Annotated in this window: 10 protein-coding genes; 4 read left to right on the top strand and 6 right to left on the bottom strand. The window is 61.5% G+C overall.

Going from position 1 to position 13,296, the window contains the following annotated elements; translation table 11 throughout:
• Nucleotides 1–9: 9 nt before the first annotated feature.
• The 3 genes from mazG to rlmD form a co-directional block, all read right to left on the bottom strand.
• Nucleotides 10–804, bottom strand: coding sequence for a nucleoside triphosphate pyrophosphohydrolase (mazG, locus tag ACJ8OK_RS11965; RefSeq protein WP_442530602.1), 795 nt, complete (start codon nt 802–804; stop codon nt 10–12).
• 102 nt (nt 805–906) lie between these two features.
• Nucleotides 907–3,138 (bottom strand): GTP diphosphokinase, encoded by a 2,232-nt coding sequence (gene relA / locus ACJ8OK_RS11960; protein ID WP_004932686.1) that lies wholly within the window; start codon nt 3,136–3,138, stop codon nt 907–909.
• A gap of 9 nt (nt 3,139–3,147) precedes the next feature.
• Nucleotides 3,148–4,497 (bottom strand): 23S rRNA (uracil(1939)-C(5))-methyltransferase RlmD, encoded by a 1,350-nt coding sequence (rlmD, locus tag ACJ8OK_RS11955; protein WP_280597905.1) that lies wholly within the window; start codon nt 4,495–4,497, stop codon nt 3,148–3,150.
• A gap of 66 nt (nt 4,498–4,563) precedes the next feature.
• Here rlmD and barA point away from each other — a divergent pair, with 66 nt between their 5' ends.
• A complete protein-coding gene (gene barA, locus ACJ8OK_RS11950; protein ID WP_033631801.1) occupies nt 4,564–7,290 on the top strand; it encodes a two-component sensor histidine kinase BarA in 2,727 nt (908 codons plus the stop codon).
• 68 nt (nt 7,291–7,358) lie between these two features.
• On the opposite strand, the gene degP is transcribed toward barA, so the two are convergent.
• On the bottom strand, nt 7,359–8,798 hold the full coding sequence (gene degP / locus ACJ8OK_RS11945; RefSeq protein WP_044029675.1) for a serine endoprotease DegP: 1,440 nt from the start codon (nt 8,796–8,798) through the stop codon (nt 7,359–7,361).
• Nucleotides 8,799–8,979: 181 nt separating this feature from the next.
• Nucleotides 8,980–10,497, bottom strand: a complete 1,518-nt coding sequence (gene dgt, locus ACJ8OK_RS11940) for a dGTPase (protein ID WP_103085949.1) — start codon at nt 10,495–10,497, stop codon at nt 8,980–8,982.
• Between the two features lie 129 nt (nt 10,498–10,626).
• Here dgt and mtnN point away from each other — a divergent pair, with 129 nt between their 5' ends.
• From mtnN to ACJ8OK_RS11925, 3 genes are read left to right on the top strand one after another with little or no spacing between them, the layout of a single operon-like run.
• Nucleotides 10,627–11,328: a 5'-methylthioadenosine/S-adenosylhomocysteine nucleosidase gene (gene mtnN, locus ACJ8OK_RS11935; RefSeq protein ID WP_015376665.1), complete on the top strand. Its 702-nt coding sequence runs from the start codon at nt 10,627–10,629 to the stop codon at nt 11,326–11,328.
• Between the two features lie 22 nt (nt 11,329–11,350).
• Entirely contained in the window at nt 11,351–12,136 is a 786-nt protein-coding gene (gene btuF / locus ACJ8OK_RS11930; protein WP_156866192.1) for a vitamin B12 ABC transporter substrate-binding protein BtuF, read from the top strand.
• Nucleotides 12,136–12,750 (top strand): TRIC cation channel family protein, encoded by a 615-nt coding sequence (locus ACJ8OK_RS11925; RefSeq protein WP_019455092.1) that lies wholly within the window; start codon nt 12,136–12,138, stop codon nt 12,748–12,750. Before btuF ends, ACJ8OK_RS11925 begins: the two co-directional genes overlap by 1 nt.
• A gap of 125 nt (nt 12,751–12,875) precedes the next feature.
• Here the strand turns inward: ACJ8OK_RS11925 and erpA are convergent, their stop codons facing one another.
• Nucleotides 12,876–13,220, bottom strand: a complete 345-nt coding sequence (gene erpA / locus ACJ8OK_RS11920) for an iron-sulfur cluster insertion protein ErpA (protein WP_004932708.1) — start codon at nt 13,218–13,220, stop codon at nt 12,876–12,878.
• Nucleotides 13,221–13,296: the final 76 nt, after the last annotated feature.

The raw sequence follows: 13,296 nt of genomic DNA, 5'->3' as shown, positions 1-13,296 counted from the left end.
GGAAGCGCATCAGATTTCAGATTTCTTCACCTGCTGCCAGGCGTCTTCCATCTGCTCCAGCGTGGCGTCTTCAAGCCGCAGCCCGCGTTGCTGGATGATCGCTTCCACCTGGCGGAAGCGGCGCTCGAACTTGCGGTTCGCCGCCTGCAGCGCGTTCTCCGCTTTGTGCCCCAGATGGCGCGACAGGTTCACCGTGGCGAACAGCAGATCGCCGATCTCCTCTTCCAGCTTGCTCTCATCGACCACCGCCTGGCGGGCTTCGTGCATCACTTCATCGATCTCTTCGTACACTTTGTCCAGCACCGGCCCCAGGGTGTTCCAGTCGAAACCGACCGAGGCGCAGCGTTTTTGGATTTTGTGCGCCTTCATCAGCGCCGGCAACGCCTGCGGAATGTCGTCCAGCACCGAGTGCAGCGCTTTTTCGGCGCGCTCGCCGGCCTTGAGCTGCTCCCAGCGCGCGGCCACGGCTTCGCTGTCCCCACCCTCGGCGTCACCGAAGATATGCGGGTGACGGCGCTCCAGCTTATCGCTGATGGCGGTGCACACCTCATCGAAATCGAACAGCCCCTGTTCCTGCCCCATCTGGGCGTAGAACACCACCTGGAACAGCAAATCGCCCAGTTCGTCGCGCAGATCGGCGTAGTCCTGCCGCTCGATGGCGTCCAGCACTTCGTAAGTCTCTTCCAGCGTGTAGGGCGCGATGGTGGCGAAAGTTTGCTTGCGATCCCACGAGCAACCGACCTGGGGATCGCGCAGCGTTTTCATGATGTTCAGCAGGCGCTGCAGCGGAGTGGATTGGGTCATAAAAAATCTCTGAGAAAGAATGAGGGCGCATGGGAGCGCCCACCGAATGCATGGTTCTCGGGCCGTATCGATGGCGCATACGGCCCGAAAGGCGATGTGAGCTTAGTTGCCGTGCAGACGCTTGGCGTCTATCACGTCCGGCAGCTGGTTCAGCTTCGCCAGCACCCGGCTCAGCACCTGCTGGTTGTAGATTTCGATATCCATGTCGATGGTGGCCAACTGTTTCTTGGTGTCGCTGCGGCTGGCAACCCCCAGCACGTTGACCTTTTCGTTGGCCAAAATGGTGGTAATGTCGCGCAGCAACCCGCTGCGATCGTTGGCCATCACGCGCACCACCAGCGAATAACCGCTGGAGTAGCTTTCACCCCATACCGCATCGACGATGCGCTCCGGCGCGTGCGATTGCAAATCGACCAGTTGATCGCAGTCCGCACGGTGGATCGAGATACCGCGCCCCTGGGTGATAAAACCGACGATGTCGTCGCCAGGGATCGGCTGGCAACAGCGGGCAATGTGGTGCATCAGGTTGCCCACGCCCTCCACCACCACTCGGCCGTTGTCCTTGTTGCGGGCCGGCGGCGGCGCTTTCTGCTGCACCAGCTGGCGCAGCGCCTCGCGATCCTGTTCTTCGGCGCTCGGCTTGTTGAACTTACCCTGCAGGTAATTCACCATCTGGTTCAGGCGAATGTCCCCGCCGCCGATCGCCGCCAATACCTCGTCCAGCGAGTTCATGTTGTAGCGCGGGATCAGCAGCTTTTCGGCCTCTTTCAGGCTGATGCCGAGGTGTTCCAGTTCGTTGTCCAGCATCTGGCGGCCGGCGAGAATGTTCTTGTCGCGATCCTGCTTGCGGAACCAGTTGTGGATCTTCGAGCGCCCGCGGCTGGTGGTGACATACCCCAGGTTTGGGTTCAGCCAGTCGCGGCTCGGGTTCGGCTGTTTCTGGGTGATGATCTCAATCTGATCGCCCATCTTCAGCTGATAGGTAAACGGCACGATGCGGCCGCCGATCTTGGCGCCGATACAGCGGTGACCGACGTCGCTGTGAATGTGGTAGGCGAAATCGAGCGGCGTGGAGCCGGCCGGCAGATCCACCACGTCGCCTTTCGGGGTAAATACATAGACCCGATCGTCGAACACCTGGCTGCGCACTTCGTCGAGCATCTCGCCGGAGTCCGCCATTTCTTCCTGCCAGGCGATCAGCTTGCGCAGCCAGGCGATGCGTTCTTCGTAGCCGGAGCGCACGGTCACGCCTGCGCCCTCTTTGTACTTCCAGTGCGCGGCCACGCCCAGTTCGGCGTCTTCGTGCATTTGGCGCGTGCGGATCTGAATCTCTACGGTTTTGCCGCGCGGCCCCAGCACCACGGTGTGGATCGACTGGTAGCCGTTCGGTTTCGGGTTAGCGACGTAGTCGTCGAACTCATCCGGCAAATGGCGGAAGTGGGTATGCACGATGCCCAACGCCGCGTAGCAATCCTGCAGGCGCTCCGCCACGATGCGCACCGCACGCACGTCGAACAGTTCGTCGAACGCCAGGTGTTTTTTCTGCATCTTGCGCCAGATGCTGTAGATGTGTTTCGGCCGGCCGTAGATCTCCACCCGAATGCCTTCGTTGGCCATCTCGGCGCGCAGCCCGGCGACGAAATCGTCGATGAACTGTTCGCGATCGATGCGGCGCTCATGCAACAGCTTGGCGATGCGCTTATATTCTTCCGGATGCAGGTAGCGGAAGCAGAAATCCTCCAGCTCCCACTTCAGCTGGCCGATGCCGAGCCGGTTGGCCAGCGGGGCGTAGATGTTGGAACACTCTTTCGCCGCCAGCACGCGTTCGTCTTCCGGCGCGTCTTTCACCTCACGCAGGTGGGCGATGCGCTCCGCCAGCTTGATGACCACGCAGCGGAAATCCTCCACCATCGCCAACAGCATGCGGCGCACGTTGTCGACCTGTTCGGAGGCCATCGAGTCGTTTTGGGTGGCTTTCAGTTGGCGAATGGCGTCCATATCACGCACGCCGTGCACCAGCGCGACGATGCCCTTGCCGAACGCTTCGGTCAGGGTCTCTTCCTGCACGATGCCGGCGTCCACCAGCGGGAACAGCAGCGCGGCGCGCATGCTGTCGTTGTCCATGCTCAGCGTCGAGAGAATTTCCACCATCTCCAGGCCGCGCCACAGCAGCAGCGAGGCGTCAGGATGGTTTTGGGTCTGCTGCTCACAATAACGCCAGGTTGCGGCCAATCGCTCACATGACTGCGGGTTAGGTAGCCCCAAGCCGGCGATCCACTCATCGAGAGCGAACTCACCCGCCGTATTCAGATGTGCACTTCTTACCGCAACCATAACTTCTCCCTACTTTGCAGCGACCTCTGGCGCACGCTCGTTGATAAACAGCGCCATTGATTCAAGATGCCCCGTGTGCGGAAACATATCCAACATCCGCACGCGCGCAAGACGATAACCGGCGTTCAACAGCACGTTGCTGTCGCGAGCCAGCGTGGTGGGGTTACAGGAAACATACACCACCCGCGCCGGCGCCAGTTTTACAATGTGTGACATCACCCCGGCCGCACCGGCGCGGGCGGGATCCAGCATCACCTTATCAAACCCTTGTGCTGCCCAAGGTTGCCGCGCAACGTTGTCCTCCAGATTCTCATGGAAGAACGACGCATTATTCAGCTTATTCTTATGTGCATTATATTGCCCATTCGCTACCAGCGTGGCAACACCTTCGATGCCCACCACCGCGGCAGCGCGGCGCGCCAGCGGCAGGGTGAAATTACCCATGCCGCAGAACAGGTCCAGCACCCGATCATTGGGTTGAATGTCGAGCCATTCAAGGGCCTGCGCCACCATTTGTTGGTTTACGACGTCATTGACCTGAATAAAGTCGCGCGGACTGAAGTCTAAGCGTAGCCCGTCAACCTGATAATACGGCGTTTCACCGCACAGTTTTTCCACCCGTTCGCTGTCCGGCGCCAGATAAACGGCGACCTTTTCCCGCTCACCAAACGCCAACAGCGCCTGCAGATCCGCCTCTTTCAGCGCGTCGAGATGACGCAGCACCAGCAGCGGGCCGTTATCCGCCAGCACCAGCTCCACATGCCCCAGCCGCCGCACCGCCTGCAGCCCGCTCAGGCAGGCGCGCACCGGCGCCAGCAGCTGCTCCAGCTCCGGCCGCAGCACCGGGCAGTGCTCCACCGCCACCAGCTCGCTGGAGGCCGCCTGCCGAAAGCCCATCATCAGGCGCTGCTGCTTCGGCTGCCATGCCAGGCTCAGGCGGGCGCGGCGGCGATAGCCGTATTCCGGGCCGGCGATCACCGGTTCCTGTTGCGGGGTTACGCCGGTTTCGCGGGCGATCATGCGCACCAGCGCCGCCGCCTTGCTCTGCTGTTGCAGCGCCTCATCCGCGTGCTGCTGCTGGCAGCCGCCGCACACGCCGAAATGCGGGCAGCGCGGTTCTACCCGCTGCGGGCTGCGGCTCAGCAAGCGTTTGAGTTTGCCTTTGGCGAACTGACGCTTGTCTTCGGTCAGCTGGATTTCCGCCTGCTCGCCCGGCAAGACGCCCGGCACGAACACCGCTTTGCCGTCGTGGCGCGCCACGCCCTGGCCGAAAGGATCGAGATCGCTCACCGTCACGGTGAAGATTTGTGAGCTCTGCCGGGTCGTCACGCGGCGTTTGGGAGAGTAGAATTGCGCCATATTTGTCGATTGTGTGCTGGTTCATTAAGCTAGTGTCAGCTGTCAATTCTCCCACATTGGAATCCCATGACCAAATACAGCCTGCGTGCGCGCATGATGATCCTGATTCTGGCACCGACCTTGCTGATTGGTTTGCTGCTCAGCACCTTCTTCGTGGTGCACCGCTATAACGAGCTACAGGAACAACTGGTCGACGCCGGCGCCAGCATCATCGAGCCGCTGGCGGTGGCCAGCGAGTACGGCATGACGTTCCGCAGCCGCGAATCGGTCAGGCAGTTGGTCAGCCTGTTGCACCGCCGCCATTCGGACATCGTGCGTTCGATCACCGTGTTTGATGCGCAGAATAACCTGTTCGTCACCTCCAATTATCATCACAACTTCGCTCAGCTGCAGCTGCCGAAAGGCGTGCCGTTGCCCACCGATCTGATGCTCACCCGACGCGGCGATTCGCTGATCCTGCGCACGCCGATCCTGTCGGAAAGCCAGTATCCGGATGAAACCGCCGACGGCGGCAGCCATCCCGACAACAACCTGGGCTATGTGGCGATCGAGCTGGATCTGCAGTCGGTGCGGCTGCAGCAATATAAAGAGGTCTTTGTCTCTACCCTGCTGTTGCTGCTGTGCATGTGCATCGCCATCCTGTTCGCTTACCGGCTGATGCGCGACGTGACCGGCCCGATCCGCAATATGGTGAACACCGTCGACCGCATCCGCCGCGGCCAGCTCGACAGCCGCGTGGAAGGCTATATGCTCGGCGAGCTGCACATGCTGAAAAACGGCATCAACTCGATGGCAATGTCGCTTACCGCCTATCACGAAGAGATGCAGCAGAACATCGATCAGGCCACGTCAGACCTGCGCGAAACGCTGGAGCAGATGGAGATCCAGAACGTCGAACTGGATCTGGCGAAAAAACGTGCGCAGGAGGCGGCGCGCATCAAGTCCGAATTTCTGGCCAACATGTCGCATGAGCTGCGTACTCCGCTCAACGGCGTGATCGGCTTCACCCGCCAGATGCTGAAAACCGATCTGAGCGCGACCCAGACCGACTATTTGCAGACCATCGAGCGCTCGGCCAACAACCTGCTGACCATCATCAATGACGTGCTGGACTTCTCCAAGCTGGAGGCCGGCAAGCTGGTGCTGGAGCATATTCCGTTCGCCCTGCGTGAAACGCTGGACGAAGTGGTGGTGCTGCTGGCGCCCAGCGCCCACGACAAGGGCCTGGAGCTGACGCTGGATGTGCACAACGACGTGCCGGAGCAGGTGATCGGCGACTCGCTTCGCCTGCAGCAAATCATCACCAACCTGCTGGGCAACGCCATCAAATTCACCGAAACCGGCAATATCGACATTCGCGTCGAGCTGCGCAAACAGCTGGATCGCCGGGTGGAAGTGGAAGTGCAGATCCACGATACCGGCATCGGCATCTCCGAACGCCAGCAGTCGCAGCTGTTCCAGGCATTCCGCCAGGCGGACGCCAGCATCTCCCGCCGCCACGGCGGCACCGGGCTGGGGCTGGTGATCACGCAAAAGCTGGTGAAAGAGATGGGGGGCGATATCTGCTTCCACAGCCAGTTGAACCGCGGCTCGACCTTCTGGTTCCATATCACGCTGGATCTGAATGAGGGCATGCTGTCGCTGGCGCCGAGCCTGCCGGATCTGAACGGCAAAACGCTGGCCTATATCGAGTCCAACCCGACGGCGGCGCAGGCGACGCTCAACATGCTCAGCGTCACGCAGCTGGTGATCACCCACTCGCCGACGCTGGGCCAGTTGCCGCCAAGCCACTATGATTTCCTGCTGGCCGGCGTGCCGATCCCGTTCCGCGACAACATGGCGCAGCACGAGGACAAATTGCTGGCCTCGCTGAAGCTGGCCGATCGGGTCATTCTGGCGCTGCCGTGCCAGGCGCAAATCGATGCCGAACTGCTTAAACAACAAGGCGCGCTCGGCTGCCTGATCAAGCCGATCACCAGCACCCGACTGTTCCCGATGCTCCGGATGGAGGCGCCGGCACGCCTCACCGCGCAGCCTGAGCGTAAACGCCTGCCGCTGACGGTGATGGCGGTTGACGACAACCCGGCTAACCTGAAGCTGATCGGCACGTTGTTGGGAGAACAGGTAGAAAAAACCCTGCTGTGCGAGAGCGGCGAGGAAGCGCTGGCGCTGGCGCGCGACAACGTGCTGGATCTGATCCTGATGGACATTCAAATGCCGAAGATGGACGGCATTCACGCCAGCGAGCTGATCCGCCAGTTGCCGCATCACAACTCCACGCCGATTGTCGCCGTCACCGCCCATGCTGCCAGCGGCGAGCGCGAGCATCTGCTGCAGGCGGGGATGGACGACTACCTGGCCAAGCCGATCGACGAGAAAATGCTGACCCGCGTGCTGTCGCGCTATCACAGCGGCGACGTGGAAAGCGCCGTCGCCGACGATGCCCCGCTGTCGCTCGACTGGCCGCTGGCGCTGCGTCAGGCGGCCAATAAGCCGGATCTGGCGCGCGATCTGCTGCAAATGTTGCTCGATTTCCTGCCGCAGGTGCGCGAACGGGTGCAGGCGCTGCTCGAGGGGCAACACGACGACGAGATCCTCGACCTGGTCCATAAGCTGCACGGCAGCTGCAGCTACAGCGGCGTGCCGCGCCTCAAGCAGCTGTGTTTCTACCTCGAGCGGCAGCTGCGCCAGGGCATCACCAACGACGAACTGGAGCCGGAGTGGCTGGAGCTGTTGGATGAGATTGAACTGGTGATCCACGCGGCGCGCGCGCATCTGGCGCAACCGGCCTGAATCCTCAGGCCATAATGCAAAAAGGCACGCCGTAGCGTGCCTTTGTTGCTTTTAGCGCCTGACGTTTATCACTGCGCCAGCAGGTACAGTTGGCTATCGCCGCGCTGAATATTCAACGCCAGCACCGACGGTTTGCTGTCGAGGATTTTACGCAGCTCGCCCAGGTTCTGGATCGGCTGTTGGTTCACGCCCAGGATCACGTCGCCCTTTTTCAGGCCGATGCGCGCGGCGGCGCTGCCGGCTTTCACGCTGTCGACCTTGACGCCTTTCACGTTGCCGACCTGAGCATTGCTCAGCTCGGCGCCTTCGATGCCGGTGTAGATATTGCCCGAGGCCACCTGGGTCTGCGCGCTTTGCTCCAGCGTGACGTCAATGGTCACCGGTTTGCCGTCGCGGATAATGCCCAGCGACATTTTGCTGCCGACCGGCAGCGTGCCGATCTCCGCCCGGAACGAGGCGAAGCTGGAGATGGCCTTGCCGTTCATGGTGACGATCACGTCACCGGCTTTGATGCCCGCCTTCGCGGCGGAAGACTTCGGCACCACCTGGCTGACGAAAGCGCCGCGCTGCGCGTCGACCTTCATCGCCTTGGCCAGCTCAGAGTTAAGCTCGGTGCCCATGATGCCGAGCTCGCCGCGTTTCACCTGGCCATACTCGACCATTTGCGCCGTCAGGTTTTTCACCATGTTGCTCGGAATGGCGAAGCCGATACCGATGTTGCCGCCGTCCGGCGCCAGGATCGCGGTGTTGATGCCGATCAGCTCGCCGTTCAGGTTAACCAGCGCGCCGCCGGAGTTGCCGCGGTTGATCGCCGCATCGGTCTGGATAAAGTTTTCGTAGTTTTCGATATTCAGGCCGCTGCGCCCCAGGGCGGACACGATGCCTGAGGTGGCGGTTTCGCCCAGCCCGTACGGGTTGCCGATCGCCACGGTGTAATCGCCGACGCGCAGCTGATCGGAGTCCGCCATCTTGATCGCCGTCAGGTTCTTGAAGTCTTTCAGCTGGATCAGGGCGATGTCGGAACGCGGATCCTTGCCGATCACCTTGGCGTCGAAACGGCGGCCGTCGCTCAGCTGCACCTGGATCTTGTTGGCGTTATCCACCACGTGGTTATTGGTCACCACATAGCCCTTGGCGGCATCGATGACCACCCCGGCGCCCAGCGCCTGGAATTTCTGCTGCGTGCCCTGCGGCTGGCCATCCGGCCCAGGCTGTTCACCGCCCTGACACATCGGCGAGCCCTGGAACGGCGAACCGTCCTGGCAGAACGGCGAATCTTCACCGAAGAACTGTTGGAACTGCTGCGGCATGCGCGGCGTATTGACCGTGGTGCTGCCCTCAACGTTAATGCTCACCACGGAAGGCATGACCTTTTCCAGCATCGGCGCCAGGCTCGGCAACTGCTGGGTGCTGGAAGAGGCGGTTTCAGCGGCGCTGGCCGTCACCGGGCCCATCGCCATGCCGATGCTGAATGCCAATGCGCTCAGAACTAATGCGGTTTTTTTCATCTGTGTGTCTCTTATAAAGTCGTTCAAAAAAGAATGGCCGTCTTGCGTGCTTATTCAGAGTTAATTAATAGCCTGAAGTTCCGGCACAGATGATTGGCAATAGTAAACAAATATTGTCCGTCTTTACAAAAATCAAGACAGCCAACCGGTTGGAATTGCTGATAATTATTCCTCAGCTTAATTATTCCGCCGCCATTAATCGACGATATTCATCATAGGCATAAAGGTCGGTCATTCCGCTGATATAGTCCTGCAATAAACGCGCGCGGAAATAATATTCCCGAATGGCTTGCTGCTCCGGCGATAAATGCTGCAGCCCTTCTACCGCCTCCGCATACGCCAGCCGATGCTTGGTGGACAGCTTGTGGAACAGGCGCGTTTCGATCGGGTAAGCGCGGTGGCTGTCCTCACGCACCAGCAGGCTGAAGTCCGCCAGCGACATCGCCAACAGCGGGCTGTAAATGTCCAGCAGGCCGCTGATCACCCGGTAGCCTTGCAGCTCGAGCTGCTCGACCTCCGGGTGGTTGAACACATGCTTGAACGCCACATTTTTAAATATTTTCAGCAGCCGATAGGCCGGGCTGGAATCCTCCAGCAGCGCCTGATTGAAGCTGCCCTGATAAACCGCGTCCAGATTGTCGATAAAGCGCTGCGCCGCGTGCGGCACCAGCCGCGCCACGGTAAACACCCGCAGATACATGAAGAACTGATCTTCCGCGCTGCGCCGCGCGCCGCCGCGATCGATCTTGCGAAACGCGCTGGCGACGGTCTTGTCGAACAGATCGCCCGGCGCCACCTCGCCCCACTCCTGAATCAGGTGCTGATACAGCTGCTCGACGGTGAAAATGCTCTTCTCCACCGCGTCTTCCAGATCGGCCACGCAGTAAGAGATATCGTCGGCGGCCTCCATAATGTAGGTCAGCGGGAAACGATCGAACTCGCCCATATGCAGCTCACGCCGCAGCCGATCGACGAAGGCTTCTTCCGCCAGATAGTAGCCGGGCTTTTTCATCAGGTAACTGTGGCTGGCGGGGATGTCGCTCGCCCAGTAGGCCGGGCGGGTGTATTTCAAAATGCAGCCTACCTGCGCGTAGGTCAGGTTGAGTTTCAACAGGCTGTACACCATGCGGATCGCCTGGGCGTTGCCCTCGAAGTGGCTGAGATCCTGACGGATCCGGCTGCGCAGCCGGTTCAGATCGCTCTCCCCTTCATGCAGGCGCAGCGTCGCCACCTGGCAGCGATCGTGGCTGCCCGGCTCGCTGCCGCAGCTGGCGGGATCGAGCCGCTGGGCAAACCAGTCATTGATCGCCGATTCGCCGAAGTGACCGAACGGCGGATTGCCGATGTCGTGCATCAGGCAGGCCATTTCCACGATGCTTTCAAACGGATCGAGCAGCCGGGTCAGGCCGAATTCATCGATCTTCCCCGCCTGTTTGAAGCGGTTGAGGATCTCTTTGGCGATATGGCGCCCGACCTGCTGCACCTCCATCGAGTGCGTCAGGCGGCTGCGCACCGCCGCGTTGCGCTCCAGCGGAAATACCTGAGTTTTTTGCTGCAGACGGCGAATGGCCGCCGAGTTGACGATGCGCCCGCGATCGCTCTCGAACTGCCGCACGATGTCGTACTCTTCCTCGGCCTCGATCGGTTTGCTGAAAGGCCGTTGGAAGCTGATTTTTTGCTTGAAGTCGATCCCGGACATCTGTTTCTCCGCCGTTGCGCCCTGCCCCCGTGATAACAATTCCCGGCGGCGGATGCAACGCATTATCTCTCTTACACAGCCATGATAGACTATGCCGCAATTCTCACGGCCAATCAGCGAGTGTTATTTATGAAAGTAGGCATCATCGGCGCAATGGAGCAGGAAGTCACCCTGCTGCGCGATCAAATCGAAAACCGTCAAACCATCCAGCGCGCGGGCTGCGAAATCTACACCGGCCAGATCGGCGGCGTTGACGTGGCCCTGCTGAAATCCGGCATCGGCAAAGTCTCTGCGGCCATGGGCACCACCCTGCTGCTGGAGCACTGCAGCCCGGACGTGGTGATCAATACCGGCTCCGCCGGCGGCCTGGCCAGCACGCTGCGCGTGGGCGATATCGTGGTGTCGGAAGAAGTGCGCTACCACGACGCCGACGTCACCGCCTTCGGCTACGAGCCGGGCCAGATGGCCGGCTGCCCGGCGGCGTTCGTCGCCGACGACGCGCTGATCGCGCTGGCGGAAAGCTGCATCAAACAGCTGGATCTGCACGCGGTGCGCGGCCTGATCTGCAGCGGTGACGCCTTCATCAACGGCGCCGAACCGCTGGCGCGCATCCGCGCCACCTTCCCGAGCGTCGCCGCCGTGGAAATGGAAGCCGCGGCGATCGCCCACGTCTGCCATCTGTTCGGCACGCCGTTCGTGGTGGTGCGCGCCATTTCCGACGTCGCCGACAGCGAATCGCACATGAGCTTTGACGAGTTCCTGGTGGTAGCGGCCAAGCAGTCCACGCTGATGGTCAACGCCATGCTGCAAACCCTGGCCAAGCGCGGTTGATGTGAGACTGCGCTTCACCTCGATGTTCTGCCTGTTGGCGCTCTGGCTGGCTCTGCCGGCCGGCGCCGCGCAGCGGGTGATCAGCCTGGCGCCCAACGCCACCGAACTCGCCTATGCCGCCGGCATGGGCGATGTGCTGGTGGCGGCGAGCGCCTATTCCGATTACCCGCCGCAGGCCACCAGGCTGGAGCAGGTGGCCTCCTGGCAGGGCATCAATCTGGAGCGGGTGCTGGCACTCAAGCCGGATCTGATCCTCGCCTGGCGCGGCGGCAATCCGCAACGCGCCTTGGATCAGCTCGCCGCGTTCGGCATCCCGATCTTCTATGCGGACGCCGACAATCTCGAAGGGATCGCCGGCTTGCTGGACAAGCTGGCGCGCTACAGCCCGCACCCGGACCAGGCGCATCAGGCCGCAGAAGGCCTTCGTCGCCAGTTCACCGCTCTCAAGCAACAGTACGCCACTAACGTGCCACGCCGCGTGTTGCTGCAGTTCGGCACCCAGCCGCTGTTCACCAGCTCCGGCGCCACGCTGCAAAGCCAGGTGCTGGCGCTGTGCGGCGGGCAGAACGTCTTCGCCGACAGCCGCACCCCTTGGCCGCAGATCAGCCGCGAGCAGGTACTGGCGCGTCAGCCGCAGGCCATCGTCATCACCGGCGGCGCGAAAGAGGCCGCCAATGTGAAAGCCTTCTGGGCGCCGCAGCTGCAGGTGCCGGTGATCGCGCTGAACGAAGACTGGTTCAATCGCGGCGGGCCGCGCATCCTGTTGGCGGCGCAGCAGCTGTGCCGCCAGCTGGCGGAGATCCGCTGATGCTGGTGTTCTGGCTGGATATTCTCGGCACGGCGGTGTTCGCCGTCTCCGGCGTGCTGCTGGCCGGCAAGCTGCGCATGGATCCGTTCGGCGTGCTGGTATTGGGCGTGGTCACCGCGGTCGGCGGCGGCACCATCCGCGACATGGCGCTGGCCAACGGCCCGGTATTCTGGGTCAAGGATCCCACCGATCTGGTGGTGGCGATGATCACCTGCGTCTTGACGCTGCTGCTGGTGCGCCAGCCGCGCCGCCTGCCGAAGTGGGTGCTGCCGGTGCTGGACGCCGTCGGGCTGGCGGTGTTCGTCGGCATCGGCGTCAACAAGGCCTTCGCGGCCGGCACCGGCCCGCTGGTGGCGATCTGCATGGGGGTGATCACCGGCGTCGGCGGCGGCATTATCCGCGACGTGCTGGCGCGCGAGATCCCGATGATCCTGCGCACCGAAATTTACGCCACCGCCTGCATCATCGGCGGCATCGTGCACGCCACGGCGTTTTACACCTTCGGCATGCCGCTGCAGCAGGCCATGATGCTGGGCATGCTCATCACCCTGGCCATTCGGCTGGCGGCCATTCGTTGGCATCTCAAGCTGCCCGCCTTTATTCTCGAACGCTGAGCCGCCGCGCATCACTCGAGGCCGTCCGGTGCAGGAGAACGGCACGGCAGCGATCCTCGTGGAAGGGTAGGCATAAAAAAACCCGCCGGCCGTAAGGCGAGCGGGTTATGTTCTGACAGGCAAACTCAGATGCTGAACGACGAACCGCAACCGCAGGTGGTTTTGGCATTCGGGTTGGTCACCACAAAGCGCGACCCTTCCAGCCCTTCGGTGTAGTCCACCGAGCCGCCGACCAGGTACTGCAGGCTCATCGGATCGACCACCAGCGCCACGCCCTGCTTCTCGATGGTCATGTCGCCATCGTTGACCTTGTCGTCAAAAGTGAAGCCGTACTGGAATCCGCTGCAGCCGCCGCCGGTAATATAAACCCGCAACTTCAGGTTCGGGTTTTCTTCGTCAGCAATCAGGAACTTCACCTTGTTTGCTGCTGCCTCGGTAAATTGCAGGGGCAGTGCCGTTTGATCACTCATACTCTTTACTCCCAACATTGTTCAGCATCAGATCGCGACTATGGCTGCCTGATTAATATTAACGATTATCCGATAC

Source organism: Serratia sp. CY71090 (assembly GCF_052166845.1).
In the GTDB taxonomy this organism is placed as follows: domain Bacteria; phylum Pseudomonadota; class Gammaproteobacteria; order Enterobacterales; family Enterobacteriaceae; genus Serratia; species Serratia nematodiphila.
The sequence above is the reverse complement of the archived record's forward strand: the minus strand, read 5'-3'. Positions and strand labels throughout refer to the sequence as shown.

What these genes read in the sequence shown, in the direction of transcription:
- relA (WP_004932686.1), bottom strand. Translation starts at nt 3,138, where the DNA reads ATGGTTGCGGTAAGAAGTGCACATCTGAATACGGCGGGTGAGTTCGCT.
- degP (WP_044029675.1), bottom strand. Translation starts at nt 8,798, where the DNA reads ATGAAAAAAACCGCATTAGTTCTGAGCGCATTGGCATTCAGCATCGGC.
- rlmD (WP_280597905.1), bottom strand. Translation starts at nt 4,497, where the DNA reads ATGGCGCAATTCTACTCTCCCAAACGCCGCGTGACGACCCGGCAGAGC.
- dgt (WP_103085949.1), bottom strand. Translation starts at nt 10,497, where the DNA reads ATGTCCGGGATCGACTTCAAGCAAAAAATCAGCTTCCAACGGCCTTTC.
- mazG (WP_442530602.1), bottom strand. Translation starts at nt 804, where the DNA reads ATGACCCAATCCACTCCGCTGCAGCGCCTGCTGAACATCATGAAAACG.
- ACJ8OK_RS11925 (WP_019455092.1), top strand. Translation starts at nt 12,136, where the DNA reads ATGCTGGTGTTCTGGCTGGATATTCTCGGCACGGCGGTGTTCGCCGTC.
- btuF (WP_156866192.1), top strand. Translation starts at nt 11,351, where the DNA reads ATGTTCTGCCTGTTGGCGCTCTGGCTGGCTCTGCCGGCCGGCGCCGCG.
- mtnN (WP_015376665.1), top strand. Translation starts at nt 10,627, where the DNA reads ATGAAAGTAGGCATCATCGGCGCAATGGAGCAGGAAGTCACCCTGCTG.
- barA (WP_033631801.1), top strand. Translation starts at nt 4,564, where the DNA reads ATGACCAAATACAGCCTGCGTGCGCGCATGATGATCCTGATTCTGGCA.
- erpA (WP_004932708.1), bottom strand. Translation starts at nt 13,220, where the DNA reads ATGAGTGATCAAACGGCACTGCCCCTGCAATTTACCGAGGCAGCAGCA.